19 protein-coding genes are annotated in these 25,446 nt (G+C 64.0%); 5 read left to right on the forward strand and 14 right to left on the reverse strand.

Annotated elements, in window-relative coordinates:
• Positions 1–10: 10 nt before the first annotated feature.
• Together AC1AYP_RS06900 and AC1AYP_RS06905 are read right to left on the reverse strand one after the other, a co-directional pair.
• Positions 11–772, reverse strand: coding sequence for a LamB/YcsF family protein (locus AC1AYP_RS06900; protein ID WP_476502704.1), 762 nt, complete (start codon positions 770–772; stop codon positions 11–13).
• A gap of 30 nt (positions 773–802) precedes the next feature.
• Positions 803–1,675 carry a putative hydro-lyase gene (locus AC1AYP_RS06905; RefSeq protein ID WP_476502703.1) on the reverse strand — a complete coding sequence of 291 codons (873 nt, stop codon included), beginning with the start codon at positions 1,673–1,675 and terminating at the stop codon, positions 803–805.
• A 220-nt stretch (positions 1,676–1,895) separates the two neighbouring features.
• Between AC1AYP_RS06905 and AC1AYP_RS06910 the strand changes: the two genes are divergently transcribed.
• The 4 genes from AC1AYP_RS06910 (at position 1,896) to AC1AYP_RS06925 (ending at position 7,639) form a co-directional block, all read left to right on the forward strand.
• Positions 1,896–2,843, forward strand: coding sequence for an aminodeoxychorismate lyase (locus AC1AYP_RS06910; RefSeq protein WP_476502702.1), 948 nt, complete (start codon positions 1,896–1,898; stop codon positions 2,841–2,843).
• Between the two features lie 107 nt (positions 2,844–2,950).
• Positions 2,951–3,397, forward strand: a complete 447-nt coding sequence (locus AC1AYP_RS06915) for a chorismate mutase (protein WP_476502701.1) — start codon at positions 2,951–2,953, stop codon at positions 3,395–3,397.
• Positions 3,398–3,697: 300 nt separating this feature from the next.
• Positions 3,698–6,121 carry a hypothetical protein gene (locus AC1AYP_RS06920; protein ID WP_476547222.1) on the forward strand — a complete coding sequence of 808 codons (2,424 nt, stop codon included), beginning with the start codon at positions 3,698–3,700 and terminating at the stop codon, positions 6,119–6,121.
• 327 nt (positions 6,122–6,448) lie between these two features.
• The gene (locus tag AC1AYP_RS06925; RefSeq protein WP_476547223.1) at positions 6,449–7,639 is read left to right on the forward strand and encodes an AAA family ATPase; all 1,191 of its coding nucleotides are present in this window, start codon (positions 6,449–6,451) and stop codon (positions 7,637–7,639) included.
• Positions 7,640–7,661: 22 nt separating this feature from the next.
• Here AC1AYP_RS06925 and AC1AYP_RS06930 read toward each other — a convergent pair whose 3' ends face one another.
• The 10 genes from AC1AYP_RS06930 to AC1AYP_RS06975 all read right to left on the reverse strand — a co-directional run bounded on the left by AC1AYP_RS06930 (position 7,662) and on the right by AC1AYP_RS06975 (position 22,489).
• Positions 7,662–9,398 carry a dipeptide ABC transporter ATP-binding protein gene (locus tag AC1AYP_RS06930; protein ID WP_476547225.1) on the reverse strand — a complete coding sequence of 579 codons (1,737 nt, stop codon included), beginning with the start codon at positions 9,396–9,398 and terminating at the stop codon, positions 7,662–7,664.
• 75 nt (positions 9,399–9,473) lie between these two features.
• Positions 9,474–11,030 carry a Sapep family Mn(2+)-dependent dipeptidase gene (locus tag AC1AYP_RS06935; protein WP_476547227.1) on the reverse strand — a complete coding sequence of 519 codons (1,557 nt, stop codon included), beginning with the start codon at positions 11,028–11,030 and terminating at the stop codon, positions 9,474–9,476.
• A gap of 33 nt (positions 11,031–11,063) precedes the next feature.
• Positions 11,064–12,017 (reverse strand): ABC transporter permease, encoded by a 954-nt coding sequence (locus AC1AYP_RS06940; RefSeq protein WP_476547228.1) that lies wholly within the window; start codon positions 12,015–12,017, stop codon positions 11,064–11,066.
• Between the two features lie 29 nt (positions 12,018–12,046).
• A complete protein-coding gene (locus AC1AYP_RS06945) occupies positions 12,047–13,018 on the reverse strand; it encodes an ABC transporter permease (RefSeq protein WP_476547229.1) in 972 nt (323 codons plus the stop codon).
• Between the two features lie 60 nt (positions 13,019–13,078).
• Positions 13,079–14,737, reverse strand: coding sequence for an ABC transporter substrate-binding protein (locus tag AC1AYP_RS06950; RefSeq protein WP_476547231.1), 1,659 nt, complete (start codon positions 14,735–14,737; stop codon positions 13,079–13,081).
• Positions 14,738–14,987: 250 nt separating this feature from the next.
• A complete protein-coding gene (locus tag AC1AYP_RS06955) occupies positions 14,988–15,968 on the reverse strand; it encodes a uroporphyrinogen decarboxylase family protein (RefSeq protein ID WP_476547233.1) in 981 nt (326 codons plus the stop codon).
• Between the two features lie 604 nt (positions 15,969–16,572).
• Positions 16,573–19,365 (reverse strand): valine--tRNA ligase, encoded by a 2,793-nt coding sequence (gene valS, locus AC1AYP_RS06960; RefSeq protein WP_476544830.1) that lies wholly within the window; start codon positions 19,363–19,365, stop codon positions 16,573–16,575.
• Positions 19,366–19,398: 33 nt separating this feature from the next.
• Positions 19,399–20,964 carry an ABC transporter substrate-binding protein gene (locus AC1AYP_RS06965; protein WP_476547235.1) on the reverse strand — a complete coding sequence of 522 codons (1,566 nt, stop codon included), beginning with the start codon at positions 20,962–20,964 and terminating at the stop codon, positions 19,399–19,401.
• A gap of 52 nt (positions 20,965–21,016) precedes the next feature.
• Positions 21,017–21,685 carry an endonuclease III gene (gene nth / locus AC1AYP_RS06970; RefSeq protein WP_476547236.1) on the reverse strand — a complete coding sequence of 223 codons (669 nt, stop codon included), beginning with the start codon at positions 21,683–21,685 and terminating at the stop codon, positions 21,017–21,019.
• Positions 21,686–21,745: 60 nt separating this feature from the next.
• On the reverse strand, positions 21,746–22,489 hold the full coding sequence (locus tag AC1AYP_RS06975; protein WP_476502715.1) for a winged helix-turn-helix transcriptional regulator: 744 nt from the start codon (positions 22,487–22,489) through the stop codon (positions 21,746–21,748).
• Positions 22,490–23,007: 518 nt separating this feature from the next.
• On the opposite strand from AC1AYP_RS06975, the gene AC1AYP_RS06980 reads away from it, so the two are divergent.
• Complete coding sequence (locus tag AC1AYP_RS06980) at positions 23,008–23,739, forward strand: hypothetical protein (RefSeq protein ID WP_476532724.1); 732 nt, start codon at positions 23,008–23,010, stop codon at positions 23,737–23,739.
• A gap of 210 nt (positions 23,740–23,949) precedes the next feature.
• On the opposite strand, the gene AC1AYP_RS06985 is transcribed toward AC1AYP_RS06980, so the two are convergent.
• Positions 23,950–24,528: a manganese efflux pump MntP gene (locus tag AC1AYP_RS06985; RefSeq protein WP_476502693.1), complete on the reverse strand. Its 579-nt coding sequence runs from the start codon at positions 24,526–24,528 to the stop codon at positions 23,950–23,952.
• A 392-nt stretch (positions 24,529–24,920) separates the two neighbouring features.
• Positions 24,921–25,415, reverse strand: a complete 495-nt coding sequence (locus AC1AYP_RS06990; RefSeq protein WP_476502692.1) for an inorganic diphosphatase — start codon at positions 25,413–25,415, stop codon at positions 24,921–24,923.
• Positions 25,416–25,446: the final 31 nt, after the last annotated feature.

Genomic DNA, 25,446 nt, shown 5'->3' on the forward strand with positions numbered 1-25,446 from the left:
CACCGTCCCCTCACGCCGCGAACGGACGAATCGTCACGCCGTCGGCGGTGAGGCGCTCGCGGACGGCCTTCGCGAGCGCGACGGCCGCCGGCGAGTCGCCGTGCACGCATACCGAGTCGGCGTGGATCGGCACAATCGTGCCATCGATCGCCTCGACCGTGCCGTCGGTCACCATGCGCGAGACGCGCGCGGCGACCGCGTCCGGATCGGCGATGACCGCGCCCGGCAGGCGACGCGAGACGAGCGTGCCGTCGGGCGTGTACGCGCGGTCGGCGAACGCCTCACGGAACACGCGCAGTCCGGCGGCCTCGGCCACGCGACCCACCACGGAACCGGGCAACGTAAGCAGCGCGAGTGCGGGGTCGACGGCGCGGATCGCCTCGACCACCGCACGCGCCTGCGCTTCGTCGGTGACGATCCGGTTGTAGAGCGCGCCATGCGGTTTCACGTACCGTACGCGCGTGCCGGCGGCCTTCGCCATGCCTTCCAGCGCGGCCAGCTGGTACATCACGTCCGCAGTGAGTTCGTCAGGGGTGTCGTCGACATATCGGCGGCCGAATCCGGCGAGATCGCGGTAGGCGACGTGCGCGCCTACCGCGACGCCGTTCGCCGCCGCGTTTCCCAGCGTGCGGCGCATCACGATCGGGTCTCCGGCGTGGAAGCCGCAGGCGATGTTCGCGCTGGAGACGACGGTGAGCAGCGATTCGTCGTCGCCGAGCTTCCAGCGTCCGAAGCTTTCGCCCATGTCGCTGTTCAGATCGATGGTGGTCATGTCCGTGTTTCCTTTCCGATCGCGCGTGGCTCACACCATGTAGTCGAGGTCGCGTTTCGAGGTGATGAGCATGTGGCCGGGCGCGTGGGTGATCGCGAATGGCGGTTTCGAGGCCATCGCGGCGGCTTGCGGGGTCACGCCGCACGCCCAGAAGACCGGCACGTCGCCGTTTTCGAGAATCGGGGCGTCGCCGTAGTCGGGGTGCGTGAGGTCGGTGACGCCGATCGCCGCCGGATTGCCGACGCATACGGGCGCGCCGTGCACGGACGGGTAGTAGCCGGAGATGCGTACCGCGTCGGCGACCTGCGTGGACGGGATGCCGCGCATCGAGACGACCATGTTCGCGTGGAACGCGCCGGCCGGGCGGCAGGCGATGGACGTGTCGTACATCGGCACGTTGCGGCCGGCGGTGATGTGCCGCACCGGCACGCCCGCCTCCATCAGCGGGAATTCGAACGTGAAGCTGCATCCGATTACGAACGTGACGAGGTCGTCGCGCCAATAATCGGTGATGTCCGGCACTTCGGCGACGAGCTTGCCGTGCTCCCACACGCGGTACAGCGGCACGTCGGTGCGGATGTCCGCGCCGGGGCAGGTGGCCGGCTCGGTCTCGCCCGCCTCCATCACCTCGAGCAGCGGGCACGGTTTCGGATTGCGCTGCGCGAACAGCAGGAAGTCGAAGGCGAGATCCTTCGGCAGGATCATCAGATTCGCCTGCGCGTAGCCTTTCGCGATGCCGCAGGTCGGGCGCACGAGTCCGTCGCGGAAGGCGAGGCGTGCGGTCTCCGGGGTGGAATCGGCGTTCAGTGCGGGTGCCGGGTCGTCGGCGGTTCCGGCAGTTTCCGTGGTTTTCTCGGTGTTCTCGGTTTCCGTGATTCCGGTCTTGTCTGCGATTGCGGTCATGACATCCCCCATTCCTGTGCTGTCCGACACGATACGGTCGTGTCGCGTTACGGTTCATGTCCGTTTGTGACTGTTGCATTTCGACCGTGCTACGCGGCTTGTTCCACATGAAACAATCCGCGGTTAGGTTGGGCGCGGATAACGGAATCCGGCGGATGGGCCCGGCAGCGGGCCCGATGGCGGGACGACAGGACGACGGAATGGAAGGGAAGAGAACGAGATGAGTTCGATCGTGCTGGGAATGGGCAACGGCAAGGCGATGTTCGGCGACGAGAAGGTGAGCGACGCCGATCTCATCACGCTGGTCGACCCGAACGGGCTCAACATCAATGCGTTCGATCTGAGCGTGCTGCGCGGCGACGGCATCTTCGAGGCGACGACCGTGTGGAAGGGGTACCCGGTCTCGCTGGAGAACCATCTGCGTCGTCTCGCCCAGTCCGCGGCGATGGTCGACCTGCCCAAGCCGAACTTCGACGCGATCACGCGCGGCGTCGAACAGGTCATCGACGCGTACGACGACCCCGAACCCGGCCCGCTGCTGCGCATCATCGTCTCGCGCGGCCTCGATCCGGACACCGGCGTGGGCAAGGCGTCCGACCGCACGCCCACCGTCTTCATCTTCCTTGATGCGAAGGGCACGCTGCACGAGACCGACCCGATCACGATGGCCTCGATGACCCGCGGCTACCCGTCGGACATCACCGAACGCGCGCCGTGGCTGCTCAACGGCGCGAAGACGCTCAGCTACGCGTTCAACTGCGCCGTGCACCGCGAGTGCGCGCGCCGCGGCATCGGCGACGCCGTGCTCTACACCGAGGACGGCTACACGCTCGAATGCCCGAACTCGTCGATCGTGGCCCGCTACGGCGACACGTTCGTGACGCCCGACCCGTCGATCGGCATCCTCAACGGCACGTCCCAGCGCGAACTGTTCGCATGGGCGCGGCAGGAGGGCAAGTCCATCGAATACCGCAAGCTGCCGATCGCCGAACTGCGCGAGGCCGACCGTCTGTACATGACGCACGGCGGCTGGATCATCCCCGTCAACGAGCTCGACGGCCGCGCGCTCGACTATTCGGCCGACGAGATCGCCCAGGCCAACGAGGCGATCCACACCGGCCGCACCCACGACGACGCCCTCACCATCGGCCCGGACTACCGGTACTGAGGGTTCCGGCTGTTCGGGGTTTCCTGCGCCTTCTTGAGGGGGAGCCGTCCGGCGCACGCCGGACCGAGGGGGTGCCCCGACAGTCCGGTTGGAGTAAGGTAGCTCGTATGACTGAAACGACGAGCACGACCGCATCCGAAGACGGCGGCGACTGGCTGAGCGCCACCGTCACCCGCAATCCCGGCGAACACGCCACCGTCATCGACTCCGCGAAGGCCGCGGAGGATCCCGAGACCGCCGAAACCGTGGTGAAGATCAAAGCGCTGCGCCAGTCCATCGACAACGTGGACACGGCCATCGTCTCCCTGCTCGCCGAACGCTTCAAATACACGTCGCAGGTGGGCGTGCTCAAGGCGCGCGCCGGCTTCGCGCCCGCCGACTACAAACGTGAGGACTACCAGATCGAACGCCTCCACCGCATCGCCGTGGCCGCGGGTCTCGATCCGGACATCGCCGAGATGTACCGCGAATTCGTCGTCACCGAGGCGAAGAAGCGCCACCAGCGCATCGCCGAGGCCGGGGGAGACCCGGGCGTGCTGGACGTCTTCGCCTGATTTCTCCGTTTCCCCAGGCGGCTGCGCCCGATTCCATTCGACTATGCGACGGCCGAGTGCACTCACCGGTCGACTATATTTACTGACGTACGCGCGATGAGGCCGCGACACCATGCCGGTGCGCGGCCTTTCGCATGGAGGAACGGGGTCGCGCGACACGCGGCGTCGGGAATCCGGTACAAGGATTCCGGCCGCCGGATTCCCGTGGGAGGATGCCGGTAACGGGACGCCGGAAACGGGAACGTCGGCAACAGGAACACCGGAACAAAGACACCGGAAACAGTTGGGAGGTGAGGTGCCATGGGCCACGCTACGGACCGCCGCCGCAACGCGTTGACCTGCGCGATTGTGGTCGTCGTCGCGGCGGCGCTCGCCTTGGGCGGCGCGGTCGGCTCGGCGGCGCTCGCCGCATACCGCGCCATCCCGGCGCTCGCCGGCCACGACGTGCTCACCGTGACCGAGGTGGGCGGCGGCGCCGGCGCATTGTATCTGACGGACGGCGGCGACGCGGCGTCGGCGGCATCGCGCGCGGTCACGCGCGTGCGCGCCGGCGCGCGACGGCTGCCGGTCGGCGCGCACGTCACCTATTCGCTCGACGGTCCGAACGTGAGCCGCGAGAAGGTCGCCGGTTCCAGCGGACTCGTCGGCGTGCACATCGAACTTTCACCGTCGTTGTTCGGCGGCGATGCGGCGCGTGCCATGCGATCGCGGCGCATGCTCGTCGCGTTCACGATACCGACTCGCGTCGCCGACGATGTGAACGCGAACCATGACGCCGTCATCACGACGCAAGGCTCGAGCACTGTCGTCGCCGCCCTGCTGCGCGTCGGCGAACGCCTCGACTGTTACATGACCGCGGAGAAATTCACAATGGGCGATCTCGTCGTCGCCTCGGCCGGTGACTCCGACGATGTCTCCGCGCTCGCCACGACCGCCGCGGCGATGGGCGACGGAACGCTGGATCCGGATTCCGGTGCGGGCGTCGGGGGCGGCGTCGGTGCGGGAGCCGGGAATGCGGGCGCGCATCAGGACCTCATCGACAAGCTCACCGCGTTGCGCGACCTCGAACGGTCGCTCGCCACCAGCGAAATCGCCGCGAAACAGGCCGATTACGACAAGGCGTTCGCCGAATACATGACCGCCTACGTCGGGTCGTACACGAACCACCTGTCCGGATCGATCGGGTCGTCGACGCAGCTGACCGCCCTGATGGGCACGGCCGGCGAACTCAGCGGCGACACTCCGCTCGCCGCCGCCGTGCTCGGCGAGGCGGACGCGACCGACGCGCTCGCCTCCGCACACCAGCACACGGGCGCCGCCGACGCGCTCGACCAGGTGATTCGCATCGTGCGCACGCAGGGCACCGTCGGACTTGCCGACACGTTGCGTCGTCGCGCCGGCGAAGAGACCACCGAAGGCGCGAAGGAGTACGCGGCCGGGCAGTCGCAGCTCTCGCAGGCGATGATCCCGTATTCGATGGCCTACACGGACGCGTACACGAAGCACTTGAGCGAGCTGACCGGCGGGACGTCGGCGGAGGCGTCCGTGCATGCGGGCGAGGCGAACGAGGCCACGGCGAAGGAGTTCGGAATCACCGGCGTCGGCGGTGATGGTGGCGATGCTGGTGCGGCGGATGGTGGTGCAGATGGTGGCGCCGCTGGTTCTTCCGGTAATGCGCATGCGGATGATACCGCGAAGGTGGATGCGGCGATGGCTGCGCTCGCCGCGGCGCGCGAGCGTACCGGCGCGGGTAGTGCGTATCGGCAAGTGCTGCTGCGATTCGCGGGGGAACTGAACGGTTCGGGTTCGGCTCGTTCCGGCGCGGGTGCTGGCGTGGCTGATGGCGATACGACTGGCGGCAGTGACGGTGCTTCTGGTGACGGTGCCAAGAGTGCGGGGGCCGCATCCGGTGCCGCGTCGGCGGGACGGTTCGTTGATCGTGCCATGGCCGGCGACGACTCGCTCGCCGCACGCGCCGAGACGACACGTCTACGGCGTCAGGCCGCGGCCGAGCGTCGCGCCGCGAAACAATCGAGCGACGACGTGACGACCACCGTGGTCGACGAGAACGCGGGCAAAGCCGATGCCGGCGACGTGATGAAGTTCGCCGGCGGTGTGCCGGGCGTCAGCGGCGGGAAGTCGGATTCGAACGGTTCGGGCGACTCGGCCGGTTCAGCTGGTTCGGATGATGCGGCGGACTCGGGTGACGCGGCTGGCTCGGGCGATGGTGCGGCGGATGGTGCATCCTCGGCGACGGGCACGGCGGGTGACGCGACGAAGTCGGCGTCGGATTCGTCCTCTGCGGCCAGCGCGGTGGCATCCGCGCTGGCGCAACTGTCGCCGTACATCGGCATGAACGGTGCCGCCGGTGCGGCGGGTTCGGGTGCGGCGGGTTCGGGTGCGGCGGGTTCTGCTGGTGCCAGTGGTTCCGGCACGCGTCTCGTCATCGACACCACGCAGCTCATCGACGATGCCGCGTCGCTCGGCGACGCCGGCGCACTCATCCAAACGCTGCTCGCCAATGCCGACGTTCAAGCGAAGCTGGGTGGCAGGGTGTCCGGTGCTGCGGACGCTGCGGGTGCGGACACCGCGGACGCGGGCGCTGCGGATGCTGCGGATACAGACACCGCGGGTGTGGGCGCCGCGGATGCGGGCGCCAACACGTCCTCTGCATCTGCCGCGGGCTCCCCTATCCGCTTCCTCATCATCCAGCCCGGCCTATGAGCTCCACACACAAGCCACGCATATAACCCCATGGCGCGGTACATCCCACTCATGGTGCGGTAGATTCCCCACCGTGCGGTAATCCTCCCATGGTGTGGTGTGCGAAAATGGCGGAATTCCAACGTTATGGAGAAAGTGTGTTGCCGCACCATGGGAGAACGGGGCCGTGTGTGGGGGTGATGATTGGGGCGCATGCGGGGCTGTAGAGCAATACAGATGTGAAGAAAGTGTGTTTTAGACTTTTTTAGAGTTTTTAGATTCTTTAGACTTTTTTAGAGTTTTTATATATTGGAAGAGAACAGCGCACAATGATGAAAGGCGGCGGCCATGAAGACGAATCCGTTCAAGCCGACTGCGGGGAAGACTCCTCCCGTTCTTGTCGGGCGGCAGAGCGTACTTGACGATTTCAAGTTCGCGCTGGTGGATGGTGTTGGCGCGCCCGGGCGTCTCCGTTACGTTACCGGTCCCCGTGGAGTCGGCAAGACGGTTATGCTCAACGCACTGGGAGACTATGCGAAAAGTCTCGGATGGTTCGTTGTGGACCAGACCGCTGAGCCGGGATTCACGGAAGGCATCATCCAGGCGCTGCGCGACAGTAGCGGGAACAAGACGATGGACACCATCACCTTGCCATCCGCCTCGGTCACCACACCCATCCCGGGTGTCGAAGCGTCGGTGCAGCTCGGCGCCGTCGAACTTCGTCGTCGCGAGAAGGCCTATAGCCTGCGTCAGGCGATAGGGGAGAAGCTCGACACGATGGATGAGAGCAAGCGGGGTGTTCTCGTCACACTGGATGAGGTGCAGAAAACATCCATCGAAGAGATTCGCTCGCTTGCCATCGGCATCCAGCATCTCATCCGTGAAGACAGGAACGTCGCGTTCGTGTTCGCTGGGCTGCCTTCCATGGTCGAGGAAGTCATCAATGACAAGGTCATCACGTTCCTCCGCCGTGCCGAGAAGGACCATCTGGGAAGCGTGGATCTGCAGGAGATTTGGACATCATTCGAGCGTACGATTTCCCGTTATGGCAAGAACGCCGATTATCAAGTGCTGAATGAGTTGGCGTTGGCGACCAACGGTTATCCGTTCATGATTCAGCTCGTCGGATATTGGGCATGGCGGTATTCGGATGTGAATGGGCATGATGACGACATCACCGCCGAGGACGCGGAACAAGGTATCCGACGGGCGAAGCTCAAGCTTGGCGACATGGTTCACGCGCCGGCCTTCGATGGATTGTCGGCGATGGCGAAGGACTATCTGCTCGCCATGTCGCAGGATGACGGACCGTCCAACACCTCCGAGATCGCCGCGCGCATCGAACGCAGTCCCCAATACGCAAGCGTCTATCGTGCGCAGCTTATCGAGGAGGACATCATCGAGCCAACTGGATATGGGTACGTCGACTTCAAGATTCCCTACCTGCGTGATTACCTCAAGGAGCACGCCGCACATCACCAGATGAAGATGACCATTCAGAAGATGATGGAGGAAGACGCCAAGGGCGAGAACGAATGAGTCGCTTCGACCGCTGACGACATCAATGGTGGTATGCGAGACCGCGTTCGCGCCGCCGTTCGTGTTGCACCTGGGGATCGGCGACCGGCGCGCTGAGAATCAGCTTGCGTGTGTAATCCTGCGTCGGATGGGCGAACAGTTCCTCGGTGGCGCCGGCCTCGACCATGTTGCCGTCACGTAGCACGATGGTGCGATGACTGAAGCTCCGTACCAGCGGCAGATCATGACTGATGAACAGGCAGGCGAAACCGATGTCGTGCTGAAGTTGATTGAGCAATGCGAGGATTTCGGATTGAACTGACACGTCAAGTGCGCTTGTCGGCTCATCCGCAATCAGCAGCGACGGTTTGGCGGCGATGGCACGGGCGATGGCGACGCGTTGGCGCTGGCCGCCGGACAGCTCATTCGGGTACCGGTCGACGAGCGTCGCGGGCAGATGCACGGTTTCGAGCAGTTCACCGGCGCGGGCGAGGGCGTCCCGCCGCTTCATGTGCAGGACGAACCTGAGTGGTTCGGCGATGATTTCGCCGATTGTCAGCCTCGGATTGAGCGATCCCGAAGGACTCTGGAACACGATGCCAATGCGTGATCGCACCTGTCGCAGGGATTTGCGGTTCAGCGTGGACACGTCCTGCCCGTCGATGTGTACCGTACCTTTGGTAAGCGGGTTGAGACCGAGCAAACTGCGCGCGATGGTCGATTTGCCGGAGCCCGATTGCCCGACGAGGGCGACGATCTCACGCGGTTGGATGTCGAAGCTCACCCCGTGCACTACCTCGTTGATGGCACCCGCCCGGGAACGATACGACACGGTCAGGTCTTTGACGGAGATCTTGGGTCGGATGGGAACATCGGCTTCCCCATCGTTCCTGGTTCCTGTTCCGGAGGGGGAACCTCCGCCGGCCTCCGTCACCGTCGCCGCAACCGGCCTGGTACTCGATGGCACGGCCGCGAGCAGCTTCTTCGTGTAATCCTCCACCGGATGTCGGAACACGTCCTCCACGGCACCCTGTTCGACGAACCTGCCATTGTGCATGACGAGCACGCGATCGGCAAGATCGGCGACCACGCCCATGTCATGCGTGATGATGAGCACGCTGATGCCGAGGTTCGTGCTGATGTCGTGCAGAAGATCGAGCACCTCCTGCTGCACAGTGGTGTCAAGCGCTGTGGTCGGTTCGTCGGCAAGCAGGATTCTGGGGTTGCCTGCCAATGCGATCGCCATCATGACACGTTGCAGCTGGCCGCCGGACAGTTCGTGTGGGTACTTGCGTTCGATGTTCTCGACATCATCGAGCCGTACGTCCGCGAGCAGCTCACGGACACGGGATCGGACGGTGGCCTTGTCCGATGAGTCGTCCATCGCGGTGACGGCCTCGGCGACCTGGTCGCCGATTGTGAACACCGGATCGAGGCTGGCATACGGATCCTGGAACACCATGGACGCGTATCGACCGCGAAGGGGACGCAACGCCGCCGCGTCGGCAAGGTCAATCTCACGCCCATCGTCCACCGTGAGCGTGCCGCGCACGTCCGCGTAGTAGGGCAGCAGTCCGAGAAGCGCCTGCACGGTGACGGATTTACCAGAGCCGGATTCGCCGACGACCGCGAGAATTTCATCGCGATGCACGTCGAAACTCAATCGTTCGACGGCATGCACATCGGTATCGGCATGGAATGTCACGTCGACATCGTGCACGCCGAGCACGATGTCGACGTCTGGGGTGCTGTATTTGCTATCGCGGTGTTGTTGCGTCATGGTGGTCGGGTGTCCTTGGAACGTTTGGTTGTGTTGATGCCGCTGATCGGTAATGTGAGAGAAGTCGCGTATGCGTCAAGCATCAAGCGTCTCGTCGAGTCGCGTGACGCCGATCAGATAGATGAGGAAGGCCGTTTTGGCGTCCTCGATGGATGACCATTCATCGGCGCCGTGGGACGAACCGCGGCCCTCAGGCAGAAAACCCGGTCGATGCGCGATCGGCGTGCCATCGGCGTACGTATGCGCGCCGAAACCGGGGCCGAAATTGAGGGCGCCGGGAATAACCCGTGCGTGCGTGCCGCCGCCCATCGCATTGGGTTTCTCATGTACATCCAGTACGTCGTTATACGCCGACAGCAGTGTCTGCAACCGCTGATCGTCTTTCGGTACGAAGAACGGCGCGGATCGGTCGACACTGTCGATGTGGCCTCCGAAGCGGTCCAGCTCCGTGGTGAGATCGCGTTCGACCGCGGCTCCCTCCTGGGTGACGGCATAACGGATATCGACGGTGAGTTCGATGGTGTTCCTCTTCGCTCCCGGTTGGACGAGACCGAGGTTCTGCGTGGTACGCCCGGATTCCTCATCCTCATAGGCGATCGGCGTGCCGTCGGCGTATGGACTGGCGAACAGTGTGGCGATGGCTTTGGCGGCGTTGCGATCCGCATCGGACAGCGCATGAAGTGTTCCGTCAAGTGAGAGCAAGGTCCGGGCGAGCAGGACGATCGCGTTGCGCGTACCGTCGGGGAACGCCGCATGACCGGAGACACCTTGCACGGCGATTGTCGCACCGGTTCCGTCCGTGCCATCGGGAAGCTCTTCGACGGCGATACGAGCCTTGAGATCGGTGTCATCCAACGCTTTCACGGCATTTCGTGCCGCTACGGCATCCACGTCGGACCAGACGATCGCGGCACTACCCGGTACGGCGTTCGGGGCGGCTCCGGCATCGAGACCCGAGAGCACGTCACCGGCGGGCAGACCGATGCGAAGGACGAGATGCCCCTTCTGGGCGTTGTTGGCGGGGAACGGGCTGTCGGTGATCACGGCCTGATGAGGTACGCCGATGTGTTCGACGTACCAGCGCATATCGTCGAGGCTGGTTTCCTCCGCTCCGCCATACAGGATGCGCAGGGAGTGGCGTGGCGTGAAACCACGATACCGGAGGAAGCGCAGCAGGTAGAGATCGATGAGTGCGCCGGTCTTGTTGTCGGAGCTGCCGCGGCCGACGACGAATCCATCGCGTTCGAACGGCTTGAACGGTTCGTAGGTCCAGCCCTGACCGGCCGGTACGACGTCGAGATGCGAGACAAGCGAGATGTCGCCGAGCGGAGACGCCCCCGTTTCGGAGCCGTTGACTCCGAAACGGATCTCCAGTGCATGGCCGTCGCGGTCGATGCTATCCAATCCAAAGTCGTGTGCGCGAGCGGCGGCGACGTCGAACATGCGGGCGACTTCGGGGCCATACGGTGCGCCAGGGGTAGCCTTCGTCGTATCGGATATGGAAGGTACGGCGACCCAGTCGAGTAGGTCTCGGGTGAATTCATCGTGATGGTCGTCGAACCATGAGGAGGCCTGTCGCAGCAGCGTGCGTTCCGTCTCGGTAAGATTCGGGTGGTCGATTGCAGTGGTCATGTTCATCAAGTCCTTGTGAGTGGTCTGGTCTCGTTAGCGTTTCGCTGCGCGTGACGGCAGGATGTCGGAGATGTAGCTGAAGCGTGGCCGCAGATGCTCCTGCAATGATTCTCCAATCGCGTTGATCGACAGTACGAGCAGTGCAATCGCGACGCCCGGCGGTATCCACATCCACGGCTCGTAGCTGAGCACGCGGAAGCTCTGCGCGGATGACAGCATGTTGCCCCAGCTCGGGTCCGGCTGTGATACGCCAAGACCGAGGAAGCTCAGCGCGGCTTCGGACAGTATCGCGGTAGTTACGGCGAGCGTCGCGTTGACCACGATCACCGGTATGCAGTTACGGATCAGTCCGTCCCACAGAATGCGGTAGACGGGTACGCCGATTGCGCGGGAATAGTCGATGAACGCGTTCTCGCGAATCGACAGCACCTCACCGCGCACGAGTCGCGCCAAACCCGGCCATTGCAACAGCCCGATGATGAGCACGACGTTCCACACGTTCGCGCCGAACACGGCGGCGATCGTGATGGCGAGTGGATAGAACGGGAAGCATTGGAAAATCTCGGCGATGCGCATGATGACGGCGTCGGCTGCGCCGCGGAAGTATCCGGAGACGGTACCGAGCGCCACTCCGATAACCACCTGGATGGCCACGGCGGCTACGCCGACGAGAATCGACATGCGTCCGCCATACAGCAGACGGGATAGGATGTCGCGGCCGAGCGCGTCGGTGCCGAGAGGGTGCGCGGCATCCGGTGCGGCCTCCAATCGGGTCAAGTCGATGTCGTTCGGCGCATATCGTGTGAGCAATGGTGCGGCGAGACAAGCCGTGACGATGACGAGCGCGACGATCAGACCTCCGGCGAACCACGGGTTGGACAGCAGCCGATTACGCCTGTGCCGCGTTGCGGATGCGGCGGCGGAACCGGTGATGGAGGTTTGGGACGCCGATTCGCCTACGGCTTCGGTCGGAATGGTATTGGACATGTCGGTCACCGTATTCGTTATGCTCATGCTCATGACTGCACCCTGATTCTCGGGTCTACGACGATGTACAGCACATCTGCCAGCAGGTTCGCGATTAGGGTCGCGACGGCAAGCAGCAGCGTGATGCCCATCAACAGCGGATAGTCGCGCCCCACGGCCGCTTCGTAGCCGAGACGTCCCAGACCCGGCCAGGAGAACACGGTCTCGGTGATGAGCGCGCCGGACAGCAATCCGGGCACGGCCAAGGTGAGTACGGTGACGATCGGTTTAGCGGCGTTCCTCATCACATGCCTGATGAGGACGCTGCGGCGGCTGACTCCTTTAGCGAACAGCGCGCGTACGTAATCGGTGTCGAGGATTTCACTGACGGACGAGCGGATGTAACGGCTGTAAGTGGCGAAGCTCAGCGCGGCGAGAACCGTGGCGGGCATAATGAGGTGTTTGATCACGTCCACGGTCACGTCCCATGAACCGCCGGCGAGATCCGGCGTGATGATGCCCGAGCTCGGCAGAATCTTGAGTTGCGCCGAAAACAGACGGATGAGAATCATCGCCAGGAAGAACGTCGGAATCGACATGATGCCGAACGTGACGATCGTGATGGCGCGATCGGAGACACGGCCACGACGAATCGCCGAATAGACGCCGACCGGAAGGGCGATTGCGAACGCGATGACCGCGGCGACGAGCGTGAGCACCAGCGTGTTGCCGATACGCGACGCGATGACGGCGGTCACCGGCAGGCCGAGTTTGATGGAGTAGCCGAGATCCCCCTGCACGGCACGCCCGAGCCATTTGACGTATTTTAGCCAGATCGGATCGTAATAGCCGACCTTGCGCAGCAGCGCCTCACGCGTCGCCGCGTCGGACTGCGGATTGAACATGGTCGCGTACGGATTGCCAGGCTGCAGGTTGATCACCGTGAACACAATGAGCGATATGCCGAACAACACCAGCAGCGCTATGGCGAGACGACGCCCGATATATTTGACGATCGGCATGACACCGGCCTTTCCCGCGGTGGAGGGACCGGCATCCGTCGGCCCCTCCACCGCTTTGATTTACTTGGAGATGCTCCAGTCGGTCACGTTGGAGAAGATCTCATACGTGGAACGTTCGAATCCCTTGACTCCGGGACGTACTGCGGTGCCTTGGTTCGGAATATAGAGGAAGGCCATCGGCACCTCCTCGTTCTCGAGTTTCAGATAGTCGCCCACGGCGGCCTTGAGCTTGGCCGGATCGGTGGTGGTATTCACCTTGTCGAGTGCGGCCTTGGCTTCGGCGTTTTCGTCCCAGCGGGTCCACCAGTTGGCGCTGCCGTACTGCTGCGGTCGGAAGGTGCCGCCCATCAGTACGCCGTCGTATCGCTTGTTCGGGTCCTGCAGAATCGCCAGCGTCGTGTTGAAGTCGGCTTCGGACAGCTTCGCGTCGATGCCGATATCCTGGAGGTTCTTCTGGATGATCGGCGCGGACAGCTCGCGCGTCTTGTTGCCGCTCGGATAATTGATGGTGAACGTGAACTTCTGGCCGTCCTTATCGAGGATGCCATCGCCGTCGGTGTCGGTCCAACCGGCCGCCTTAAGTAGTTCCTTGGCTTTGTCCTTGTTGTACGCGTAGTCGTTGAGGTCCTTCGGATAGTACGGGTCAGACGGCGACGCCTGGGCATTGAACGTGGTGCCATGCCCGTACAGCAGCGATTTGATCAAACCCTTGCGGTCGATGGCGTAGAGCAGCGCCTGACGCACGCGCTTGTCGGCGAGCTTCGGATTCTTCACGTCGAAGGTGAGGTATTGGCCGCCGTTGCCCTCGTTCTCGACGACTTTGATGTTCTCGTTCTTGTAGGTGTCGAGCTCCTTGGAGTTGAAGTTCGAGATCTCGCCGAGATCGACCTCGTTGTTGATCACCGAGGTCTGCAACGTATCGGGGCTGACGACCTTGAAAATCAGATTCTTGGTCTTCGGCTTGCCTCCGAAGTAATCGTCGTTCGCCGTCAGCGACACATACTGGCCGTCGACGAACTCCTTGAACTTGTACGGGCCCGTGCCGATCGGGTGCTTGAGCAGATCGGTGGCCTTGTTCCACTGTCCCACCGGTGTGGACTCCCACACGTGCTTGGCAAGGACGGGCTTGTCCGCGAACGTGCTTAGGGCCCCGGAATAGGTCGTGGCGAAGTGGAACACGACCGTTTTGTCGTCCGGAGTGGTGATACCGGGGAAGTCCTTCGTCTTCCCGGCATGGAAGTCGTCATAACCTTCGAGATAGGTGACGAGCGCCGGAGGGTCGAGCGGGAAGTCCTTCTCGGCTGTGGCCGTGTAGGTGAAGGCCACATCGGCTGAGGTGAAGTCCTTACCGTCATGCCACTTGACGCCGTCACGCAGTTTGAAGGTCAGTGATTTGCCGTCCTGCGACCAGGTGTATGACTTGGCGAGCGACGGCTGGTAGTTCTGGTCCTTGTCGAGCACGACGAGTCGGCTGTACACGTTGAAGATGATTGCGCGGTCGTAGTCGGTGAAATAGGTCACCGGGTTGAACTGGCCGTTCGGGTTGCTCCACAATGCGTAGCGGATGGTGTCCCCCGACTGCGACGACCCCGATCCGCCGCTCGCCGTGGTGCCGGCGCCGGTGTTCACGCCGCATGCGGCCAATCCGGCCGTGCAGGCCACGGCGATCCCCGCGGCGGCTATTCTGCGCCAAAAGCGCTTGATGATATGAATGGCCATATGATTTTCCCCTCTGTATATGGCTTTGTATACCCCGATTTTTATCGTTGTTGGATTGCGGATTTGATTCGAATGCCACAATGCCGTTGCAACGTTGATTTTGACCGTATGCCGTTGACATGGATGTCGCAAGTCACGTTCCGTGTTGACGGCATACATGTTATTTATGAATGGTTCTCAACCGCCGACTTTGCAGTAATCAAACAAGAAAACCAGTTGTTCCGATTTATATTTTGAATCTCATGATGGATTACAATTCGGCGGACGCTTCACGTATCCAGCGGATGTGCTCCCAATCGATCGACGCATCGACCGTACAGTCGCCGCCGAGGATGAGGCCTCGTTTGCCGAAGTCGAGAATCAGCTTACGGGTGTAGTCCTTGATTTGTTCCTCGGTGCCGTCATAGATGATTCCCTGACGCACCTTGCCGTCCCAATGGGTCTCGAATCCGCCCAGTACGGTGCGGTTGCCGAAGAACGCTCGTCCGTCAATCAGCGACAGGCCCTCGACCGACACCGCCCAATTGACGACCTTCGCCGGGTAATCCCGCCATTTATCGAGATCGTTGCGGTTGCCCGCCCATCCGCACAGGTGCGCGATATTGGTCTCGGAATAACGGTTCGCATGGTCGAGCACATACAAATCGCTTGGACGCACCAAGCGGTGATGCTCCTCAAGCGTGAATCGACTGGGCTCGGCGCCTTGCACGCTGTAGTAGATACCGTCCACGCCAGACTCTTCGATGACCAATCTAGACAGCAGTGCCTGGGTGACCGCAATCGCGTCGAGGGCTTCCATCACCTCGATCGGATGGGCTTTGAGATCGGCCGTAACCGCATCGAAGCCCCTGCCTGCGGCGTCATAGATGAATCGAAGAACAATCAATGGGCTGAAGACGTTGTAGAACGCGTACGCCTCGCCGCCAAGTTCGTCGACGATGCGTTTCGCGCGCTCGACCTGCCCGGTGATGTATGGATGATCGGCGGTCAAGGGCTTGACGAGATCCCAACGTCCCTCGGTCGCGACTTCGGCCGGTGCCGGATACCACGTGTATCCATCATCCATGATTTTGATGAAATCGAGGTCGGCTTCACGGAAATACCTGAGGTGCGCCTGCACGTTGGTTTCCCCCTCCGCCTCATCGCCGGAAAAATGGAACCAGAAAGCCGCCGGGACGTGGTCGACGGGTTCGCCGTTGAGTGCCGCATGCACGCGTTCACGTTTGTTCATGATATTCGCTCCTTGAAATCGAAATATCTGGAACGATGAAAGGATGAGAAATGTCCCCCTGATTGTTCCCATCATCGAATGATTTTCCAGAATAGTTGGATTCCAAATGCGACATGAGCTATGAATTACAGACTTTGGTTATAAGCCATTATCAATGGCTGATTATCACGCGGCGATAACGACTCTGACGCGAGGATAACGATTGTCCTGCCCGAGGTGCGTGATCCCATGGTGCGGTAATCCTCCCATGGTGCGGTGTGTGAAAATGGCGGAACTCCAACGTTATGGAGAAAGTGTGTTGCCGCACCATGGGAATAAGAGAGGGGCTCCGACCGGGTGTAGTGGTCGGAGCCCCTTGAGGTGAGGTGGATGGAAGGGTTGGGCCTTCTTGCCCCCTCAGTCCGGCCTTTGGCCGGACAGCTCCCCCTGAAAGGGGGAGCGGGAATCGGATGCGCGGAGTGCGGGTCTTTGGCGCCTGTGGCGCGGTCTCTCCCTCCGGCGCTGCACGCCACCTCCCTCATCAGAGGGAGGCAAAGGGCAGGGACACTCGCTGCGCGGCGGGAGACCACCGCACCCGCACCCGCTTGCGTTAGCGAGACCGCTGTTACTTGCGCGGCTTCTTGGCCGGGGGCTCGCCGAGTTCGGACTGCTCGACGATGATTTCGGCGGCGGCCTCGGTTTCGGCCTTGGCCTCCTTGGCGGCGTCCTTCGCTGCCGCACGGGCGGCGTCGACGGTCTCCTTGGCGGCCTTGACGGCGGCGGCGAGACCGGCGAACTGGATCTTGCCCACCACGCGGCCGGCTTCGGCGATGTCGTCCAGCGCACCGGCCAGCGATTCGCGCACGTCGTCGGCCACGCCCAGCGTGACGGACAGGATCGGCGTCTTCATCGAGACCTTCGCCTTGGACTTGATGCCACGCAGCGCGGCCAGCGCCTCGCCGGCGTGGTTGAGCAGCTCCGGGGCCACCTTGAACGCGGCCGCCTCGTACACGTCCGGGGTCGGCCATGCGGCGCGGTGCACCGAGCCGGAACCGGCGTGCATCCAGCTCCACACCTCTTCGGTGGCGTACGGCAGGAACGGCGCGAGCAGGCGGGTGAACGCATCGAGGCCGAGACCCAGCGCGGTACGCGCGGAACGCACGGCCGCCTCGGAAGGCACGTGGCCGGTCGCGTCGGCGGTGCCGTAGGCGCGGTTCTTCACCAGCTCGATGTAGTCGTCGCAGAACTGCCAGAAGTAGTTCTCGATGGCCTCGAGCGCCTTGGAGTGCTCGTAGTTGTTCAGCGCGGCGGTCGCCTCGCGAACCACGAGCGCCATGCGGGCCATGGCGGCGCGGTCGAGCGGCTCGGTCACGTCGGCCGGATCCCAGACCGCCTCGGTGCCGGAGGACACGTGGTGGTTCTCGTCCTCGCGGCCGATGGCCAGCGCGAACTTCGTCGCGTTGAGCAGCTTGATCGCCAGACGGCGACCGATCTTCATCTGACCCTCGTCGTAGGTGGCGTCCAGGCCGAGGCGCGCGGCGGCGGCCCAGTAGCGCACCGCGTCGGCGCCGAACTGCTCGATCGGCTTGTTCGGCACGACGACGTTGCCCTTGGACTTCGACATCTTCTTGTGGTCCGGATCGAGGATCCAGCCGGAGAGCGTCGTGTGCTTCCACGGCAGGCACTTGTTCTCGAGGTGCGCGCGGTCCACGGAGCTGAACAGCCAGGTGCGGATGATGTCCTGGCCCTGCGGGCGCAGATCCATCGGGAACGTGGCCTTGAACAGGGCCTGATTCTCCTCGCCGGGCTCCTCCCAGCGGGTCACGATCTGCGGAGTGAGCGAGGAGGTCGCCCACGTGTCCATGATGTCCTTCTCGGCGGTGAAGCCGCCGGGCACGTCACGCTGGTCCTCGGTGTAGCCGGACGGCACGTCGGTGGTCGGGTCGATCGGCAGGATGTCCTCGGACGGGGTGATCGGATGGTCGTAGTCGGCCGAACCGTCCTCCTTGACCGGGTACCACAGCGGGAACGGCACGCCGAAGAAGCGCTGGCGGGAGATCAGCCAGTCGCCGTTCAGGCCGTGCACCCAGTTCTCGTAGCGCACGCGCATGAAGTCCGGGTGGAATTCGAGCTCGCGGCCGCGCTCGATGAGCTCGGCGTTCAGCTTCTGGTCGGTGCCGCCGTTCTTCAGGTACCACTGGCGGGAGGTGACGATCTCGAGCGGCTTGTCGCCCTTCTCGTAGAAGTTCGTCATACGCTTCGTCGGCGTCGGCTCGCCGTCCAGGTCGCCGGACTCGCGCAGGTGGTCGACGATGATCTTGCGGGCGGAGAACGTGGTCTTGCCTTCGGTCTCCGCGAAGATCGCCTTGCCGCCCTCGTCGGTGATCCAGTCCGGCACGTTCATGATGATGCGGCCGTTGCGCTGGATGATCGGACGGGTCGGCAGGTCGAGGTCACGCCACCATTCGACGTCGGTCACGTCGCCGAAGGTGCAGCACATGGCGATGCCGGCGCCCTTGTCCATCTCGGCGGCCGGGTGCGCGAGGATCGGCACCTTCACCTTGAACAGCGGGGAGTAGACGTACTGGCCGAAGTACTGCTTGTAGCGCTCGTCGTCCGGGTGCGCGATCAGCGCGCCGCAGGCGGCCAGCAGCTCGGGGCGGGTCGTCTCGATGTAGATCGGGGTGCCGTCCTCGAAACGGAACGCCACCTTGTGGTAGAAGCCCGGGTATTCGCGGGATTCGAGCTCGGCCTGGGCCACGGCGGTCTGGAAGGTCACGTCCCACAGGCCGGGGGCGTCCTTCTGGTAGGCCTCGCCGCGGGCGAGATTGCGCAGGAACGCCTTCTGGGCGACGCGGCGCGGGTGCTCGCCGATCGTGTGGTAGGTCTGCGACCAGTCGATCGACAAACCCAGCTTGCGCCACAGCGCCTCGAACAGCTTCTCGTCCTCGGCGGTCAGCTTCTCGCACAGTTCGATGAAGTTCTGGCGGGAGCACGGCACCTGGTCCTTGGCGTCGATCTTCTTGCCGTCGGTGCCTTCGAACGGCGGCTTGAAGTCCGGATCGTACTTGAGGGAGGTGTCGACGCGCACGCCGTAGTAGTTCTGCACGCGACGCTCGGTCGGCAGGCCGTTGTCGTCCCAGCCCATCGGGTAGAACACGTCGAAGCCCTGCATGCGCTTGAAGCGGGCGATCACGTCCGTGTGCGTGTAGGAGAACACGTGGCCCACGTGCAGGTGGCCGGACACGGTGGGCGGCGGGGTGTCGATGGAGTACACGGCCTTGCGGTCGCGGGTGTCGTTGAACTTGTAGGTGCCCTGTTCGTCCCAGACGGCACGCCACTTGTCTTCGAGGCCGTCCACGCCCACGCGGTCGGGGAGCGGGGTGAGGTTGGCCGTGATGGATTTGGCTTCAGTCATACACGCGAGTTTATGCGGCTTAGGTGACAACGCCTACTGTTTTGCGAGGTCCTTCAACGGCAGTCGGGTGTCGGTGAGCTGGGTGGGATAGCCGTTCAGCGTCTTCTTCACGGCGACCGCGTTGCGCTTCGCGTACAGCCAGTCGCTGGCCGCGTCCTCGCTCACCGTGCGCGCGTACGTCTTCAGTCCGTTCGCATAGTCCGTCTCGTTCGCGGCGCCCGCCGCCGCCGCGTACTGCGACTGCGCGTCCGCGTTCGTGTAGTGCGGCGTCGAGTCGGGCGTCGCGAAGATCGCCGATCCGTCCTCGCCGTCGAGTTCGGTGAGCATGAGCTGGAAGTCGCGTGACTGCGCGCGCTGGTCGAGCTGCGTGGCGTCGACCGTCTCCACGTCGACGGGGATGCCCACCGTCTGGTACTGCGCGGCGATCGCCTGCGCCAGCGACGTGTACGTGGCCGTGGTGACGAGCTTCAGCGTGCCGATGTATCCGGAGGAGAAGTAGCTCATCATCGACCGTCCCTTCGCGCTGTCGAACGGCAGTATGGAGGTGAGGTCCTCGTAGCCGGGTTCGAGCGGGCCGATCGGGCCGCCGAGCACCTGCGCGACGTCCGCGCGGCCGTTCGCCAGCGCGGACTTGTCGAGCATGAGGCGCATCGCCTGCCGCGCCTGCACGTCGGAGAGGATCGAGTCGGCGTCGTTGTTGTAGAGCAGCGTCACCTTGCGCGTGCTGGAACCGGTCGTCGTCGTGAACGAGGAATCGCCGTTGAGATGGTCGGCGGAGGTCGCGGAATCCGGCAGGACCATGTCGAGGCCGCCGAAATCGGCCTGCTTCATCATCGTGTCGTCGTCGGCGTAATACTTGAGCGTGACGGTGCCGACCTTCGCGCCGCCGCCGGAACGCGCCTTGAGCGTCATCACGCCGTCCCTGAACGAGTCGACGGTGAACGGGCCGGAACCGGCGGTCTGCTTCGCGTAGTCGATCTTCGCCTCCGAATCGTAGACGATGCCGAGGCGGCCGGTGAGCGTGCGCGTGAGCGTCGGATCCGGCTCGCTGAGCGTGATGACCACCGTCGTCGGATTCGGGTTCGTGACGGAGGCGAGGCGCTTGAACTTCGCCTCCGCGTCCGGCCATTTGCCTTCCACGGCCTGCTGGATCGACCACACGGCGTCGGTCGAGTCGAGCGTGTGGCCGTTCGCGAACGTGAGGCCGGAGCGCATCGTGAGCGTGAGCGTCTTGCCGTCCGCCGACGTCTCCCACTTCGACGCGAGACCGCCGGTGATCTGGTTCTTGTCGTCCACGTCGAGCAGCGTCTCGTACACGTTGCCGAGGAGCACGCGGCTCAATCGGTCGGACTGCGCGCCGGACGCGGTACGGATGTCGAGCGAGTCGGGCACGCCGGTCAGTCCGATCGTCACGGCACCGTCCGCCGCGTCGCCGTCTTCGAACACGGCGGCGACGTCGCGGTTCCGCACGACCGTCCAGCCGAGCCAGACGAGCGCGGAGAGCGCCAGCGCGACGCCGAGGAAGACGCCCCAGCGTCTGAGTTCGTCGAGGGCGTTGCCGTTGCGTGGATTGCGTGTGCCGTTGCCGTGATTCGCCATGTGGCTCAGTCTACGCGGAAGTCCGCCGGCGAGGTGCGGAAGGGGCGGGAGGCTACGCGACGGACGGCGCGGACGGACAGGTGGCGGCGAGCGGGCAGTCGGCGCATTCGGGCGTGCGCGCGTGGCAGACCGCACGTCCGAACAGGATGAGCCGGTGGCTCAGATCCGTCCACTCCTCGGGCGGGAAGCATGCGGTGATCTCCTTCTCGACGGCCACCGGATCGGGGTGACGGTCGCGCCAGTCGCTGCGCCAGCGCAGGCGTCCGGTCACGCGCATCACGTGCGTGTCGACGGGGAAGCCGGGCACGCCGAACGCGTTGCCGAGCACGACGTTCGCCGTTTTGCGGCCCACGCCCGGCAGGCTCGTGAGTTCCGCCATCGTGCGTGGCACCTCGCCGCCGAAACGCTCGTCGAGCGCGGCGGCGAGTCCCAGCAGATGCTTCGTCTTGGACCGGTAGAAGCCGAGTGGATGGATGATGTCCTCCACGTCTTCGGGATTCGCGACGGCCAGCGCCGCGGCGTCCGGGTAACGGGCGAAGAGTTCCGGCGTGACCGTGTTGACGCGTTTGTCGGTGGTCTGCGCGCTCAGCACGGTCGCGATGAGCAGTTGTAGCGGCGTCGAGAAGTCGAGTGCGCACTTCGGTTCGGGGAACAGTCCGGTGAGGATCGCGTATTCGTCGTGCATGCGGGCGACGCGGGCCCGCTTCGATTCACGTGGCATATCGGATGCTCTGGGTGATTGGGATGATCGCGCTCGGATGATCGATGACGGCCCGCGCCGTCACTCGCCCTTCGGCGCGTTGCGCGCGGCGGATTTGGCGGCCGACTCCTCGGACTCCTCGTCCGGCGGGTCGAAACGGTAGCCGACGTTGCGCACGGTGCCGATGAGATGCTCGTATTCGCCGCCGAGCTTGGCGCGCAGACGACGGATGTGCACGTCGACGGTTCGCGTGCCGCCGTAGTAGTCGTAGCCCCACACCTCCTGCAGCAGCTGCGCGCGCGTGAACACGCGGCCGGGATGCTGCACGAGATACTTGAGCAGTTCGAACTCCTTGTACGCCAGATCGATCGGGCGGCCGTGCAGGGAGGCGGTGTAGCCGTTCGTGTCCACGATGAGGTCGCCGGAACGGATCTGGCCGTCCTCCGTGGTCACGCCCTTGTCACCCGCGGCCGTGCTCGCGCTCGCGGCAGGTGCGTTGCCGCGTTCGGAGACGAGGCGCAGACGGCCTTCGACCTCGGCGGGGGAGGCGGTCGCGACGACCACGTCGGCGATGCCCCACTGCGAGTTGACGACGGTGAAGCCGCCCTCGGTGAGGATCAGCACGATCGGCGTGGACAGGCCGGACGCGTGGATGAGATTGCACAGGGTCTTCGCGGTGGCCAGATCGTCGCGCGCGTCGAGGAACAGGATCGTGTTCTCCGGCATCTTCACCAGACTGGCCGCGTCCATCGGCAGGACGCGTACGCGGTGGGAGAGCAGGGCGAGCGACGGCAGCACGGAGGCGGGGTTGCTTGCGAACGTCATCAACGTCAGATCAGTCACGTCTTGCCCCTCTCTTGTATCGGGCTCCGGCGCGGGCCGGGCCTTGTCAGATGGAAGGCGACCATTGCGGGAATGACCGAGACGGGTGTGGCGCGCCGAATCGGAGATTCGTGATGGAGACCCTTACGAATTCTGCGCCTCATTGTACGCGCACAGATGGGACACATGATGTTAACTTCTGTGACAACAAGCGGCAATATGCGTGCGGAAAACGTTGCGTTTCCGGGAGTCGGCGGCTGCTCCGACGCGGACCGGGATGGGAAAACCGATGCGAAAACGGGGGAAATCGGGGCGGGGATGCATCCACCATGTGGTCATGTCCACTATGCGATGGCGTCTGCGATGCGGTCGCGGATATGGCCGGCGTGCGGTGCCGTGGGTTCGGCGGCGTGCGGCGGGAGCTTGCGCGGATGTCCGGCGGGTGGCGGCCCGGCATCCGCCGCGGCGGGTAGGATTGGTGCAGTTAAGAGGCCGCATTGTGGATTCGGGAGTGGATTGGTATGACCGGTGAAGCCGTAAGCCAGTGGAACGCCAAGCGCGGGGCGATGCTCGGCGTGCAGGCGCTCGCGTACGCGTTGCTCATCGTGGTCGGCGCCGTGTGGGGGCTGGCCGGCGCGGGAGCCGGCATCGTCGCGCAGATGGCCGTGATCGTGCTGTTGGCCGTGGCGCTTGTGCTGTTCCACGTGTTCTGGCCGTTCCGCGCGACGATCGTGGACCGGGTGATCGGAATCATCGCCGGCGCGCTGTCGCTGGTGTTCGTCGCGTTCCCCGCCGCGGGCGGACTGTTCATGGTGAAGGATGACGCGCGTGGCGCCCTGTTCGACGCGAACTCCGACGAGATTCGCTGGGCGGCCGCCGTGGCCGGCCTGCTCGTCGTGCTCACCATCGTCTCGTTCGGACGGCAGATGCTGCGCGAGGAGCGTTCGCATCTCATCCGCGCCCTGTCGCATTGCGTGACCGGCGGCGCCGCGTCGATCTCGCTCGCCGGCTGGTACTTCATCCCGTACGTGGTCTCCGGCGGGTTCAGGGTGTCCGACGGCCTGTTCGCCGGCGTGGTCGTGGTGATGGTGCTGTTCGCGCTCGTGCTCGCCTACGCCTCCGTATGGTGGCTTAGGGAGCTCGATCCGGATCCGGCGCAGCGTGCCCCCTGGATCGGCGTCGCACTGCTGCCCGTCATGTTCTACGGTCTCGTCGTCTTCGCCGCCGCCCTGCTCCTGCAGATCGTCGGTTGAGGCTTATCCGCATCCGGCCCCTTCTGACGAGGGGGCTCCCGGCGAAGCCGGGTGGGGGAGAGACCGCGGCCGTAGGCCGCGGGGGAGACAAGGCATCGGCCGGAGGCCGATTCAGTTTCCCCCGCGGCCTACGGCCGCTCTTCTTCTCTCCCTCCGTCATCGCTTCGCGATGACACCTCCCTCGTCAGAGGGAGGCAGCGAAGTCCGAGCTCAGAACGCGATGATGCCCAGGTGTTCGAGGAGCACCTTGACGCCGATGAGGATCAGCACCACGCCGCCGGCGATCTGTGCGGGCTTCTGCCAGCGGGCGCCGAACGCGCGGCCGATGTAGATGCCGGCGATCGAGAACAGGCCGGTCACCACGCCCATCGCGGCGACCGTGAACGCGATGTTGACCTTCATGAGACCCAGGCTCACGCCCACGGCGAACGCGTCGATGCTGCACGCCACGGCGAGCGGCAGCATGTGCTTCCAGTCGAATTCGGGCGTCTCCTTCGCGTTCTCCTCGTCCTCCTCGAACGATTCGCGGATCATGTTGCCGCCGATCACGGCCAGCAGGAAGAAGATGATCCAGTGGTCCACGCTCGTCACGTAGGAGGCGAACGCGGAGGCGGCGAAGATGCCGAGCAGCGGGAACAGCGCCTGGAACCCGCCGAACCACAGGCCGTATTTCAGGGCGTCGATGAACCGTGCCTTCTTCACGGTCAGGCCCTTGCCGATGGACACGGCGAACGCGTCCATCGAAACGGAAACGGAAATCAGCAACGATTGGATAATCATCGAAATCATGGTGTGTGCGTGAATGGTTCATCCCCCGGCGGCCCGATGGCCGTCACCACGGGATGGGCCTCGACCAGCGTTCCCACACGCCGCCTACGCCTAGGTGAAATTACGGTATTCGATTATATACCGATGCCGGTCTTTCGGCTCCCCTTGCAGAAGGGCCGTCGTCGTTCGATGGGGCATGTAGCTCCAGTGAAACCGGCTCCCCTTGCAGGGGAGCTGTCGTCGGAGACGACTGAGGGGTAGTGGATGCTTGATCCGACTACCCCTCAGTCCCGCTTCGCGGGCCAGCTCCCCTGCAAGGGGAGCCTAATCACGCGAAATCACTTCGCGTCACGCGTTTCACGCGTGCTTCGCGGCAAGCCGCTCACTTCGGCTAGTGACAGTCCACTGGACTGTCACTTAGACGCCTCAGCAAGGCGCTCGCGCGCTTCCTTGATTTCCTTCTCGGCGACGTCCGCACCGGTCCAGTAGTCGCCCGGGAGGACTTCCTTGTTGGGCTCGAGGGCCTTGTACTGCTCGAAGAAGTGCTTGATCTCCTTCAGGTGGTACTCGTTGACGTCCTTGACGTCCTGGATGTCGTCGTAGCGGACATCGGCCGGCACGCACAGCACCTTGTCGTCGCCGCCCTCTTCGTCCTCCATGTGGTACAGGCCCACGGCGCGGCACTCGATGACGCAGCCCGGGAACACGGAGTTGCGGACCATGACGAGCGCGTCCAGCGGATCGCCGTCCTCGCCCAGCGTGCCCTCGATGTAGCCGTAGTCGTCCGGGTAGCCCATGGCGGTGAACAGCTCGCGGTCCAGGAAGACGCGGCCCGTCTCCTGGTCGACTTCGTACTTGTTCTTCGAACCGCGCGGGATCTCGACCACGACGTTGAAGGTTTCAGCCATTTCGGTTTCTCCTTGATTGGTTGTTGTTCGC

This window comes from Bifidobacterium sp. LH_424 (assembly GCF_056356895.1).

Excerpts from the sequence above, each read along its gene's own strand:
- AC1AYP_RS06900 (WP_476502704.1), bottom strand. The coding sequence starts at position 772 with ATGACCACCATCGATCTGAACAGCGACATGGGCGAAAGCTTCGGACGC.
- AC1AYP_RS06905 (WP_476502703.1), bottom strand. The coding sequence starts at position 1,675 with ATGACCGCAATCGCAGACAAGACCGGAATCACGGAAACCGAGAACACC.
- AC1AYP_RS06910 (WP_476502702.1), top strand. The coding sequence starts at position 1,896 with ATGAGTTCGATCGTGCTGGGAATGGGCAACGGCAAGGCGATGTTCGGC.
- AC1AYP_RS06915 (WP_476502701.1), top strand. The coding sequence starts at position 2,951 with ATGACTGAAACGACGAGCACGACCGCATCCGAAGACGGCGGCGACTGG.
- AC1AYP_RS06920 (WP_476547222.1), top strand. The coding sequence starts at position 3,698 with ATGGGCCACGCTACGGACCGCCGCCGCAACGCGTTGACCTGCGCGATT.
- AC1AYP_RS06925 (WP_476547223.1), top strand. The coding sequence starts at position 6,449 with ATGAAGACGAATCCGTTCAAGCCGACTGCGGGGAAGACTCCTCCCGTT.
- AC1AYP_RS06930 (WP_476547225.1), bottom strand. The coding sequence starts at position 9,398 with ATGACGCAACAACACCGCGATAGCAAATACAGCACCCCAGACGTCGAC.
- AC1AYP_RS06935 (WP_476547227.1), bottom strand. The coding sequence starts at position 11,030 with ATGACCACTGCAATCGACCACCCGAATCTTACCGAGACGGAACGCACG.
- AC1AYP_RS06940 (WP_476547228.1), bottom strand. The coding sequence starts at position 12,017 with ATGTCCAATACCATTCCGACCGAAGCCGTAGGCGAATCGGCGTCCCAA.
- AC1AYP_RS06945 (WP_476547229.1), bottom strand. The coding sequence starts at position 13,018 with ATGCCGATCGTCAAATATATCGGGCGTCGTCTCGCCATAGCGCTGCTG.
- AC1AYP_RS06950 (WP_476547231.1), bottom strand. The coding sequence starts at position 14,737 with ATGGCCATTCATATCATCAAGCGCTTTTGGCGCAGAATAGCCGCCGCG.
- AC1AYP_RS06955 (WP_476547233.1), bottom strand. The coding sequence starts at position 15,968 with ATGAACAAACGTGAACGCGTGCATGCGGCACTCAACGGCGAACCCGTC.
- valS (WP_476544830.1), bottom strand. The coding sequence starts at position 19,365 with ATGACTGAAGCCAAATCCATCACGGCCAACCTCACCCCGCTCCCCGAC.
- AC1AYP_RS06965 (WP_476547235.1), bottom strand. The coding sequence starts at position 20,964 with ATGGCGAATCACGGCAACGGCACACGCAATCCACGCAACGGCAACGCC.
- nth (WP_476547236.1), bottom strand. The coding sequence starts at position 21,685 with ATGCCACGTGAATCGAAGCGGGCCCGCGTCGCCCGCATGCACGACGAA.
- AC1AYP_RS06975 (WP_476502715.1), bottom strand. The coding sequence starts at position 22,489 with ATGACGTTCGCAAGCAACCCCGCCTCCGTGCTGCCGTCGCTCGCCCTG.
- AC1AYP_RS06980 (WP_476532724.1), top strand. The coding sequence starts at position 23,008 with ATGACCGGTGAAGCCGTAAGCCAGTGGAACGCCAAGCGCGGGGCGATG.
- AC1AYP_RS06985 (WP_476502693.1), bottom strand. The coding sequence starts at position 24,528 with ATGATTTCGATGATTATCCAATCGTTGCTGATTTCCGTTTCCGTTTCG.
- AC1AYP_RS06990 (WP_476502692.1), bottom strand. The coding sequence starts at position 25,415 with ATGGCTGAAACCTTCAACGTCGTGGTCGAGATCCCGCGCGGTTCGAAG.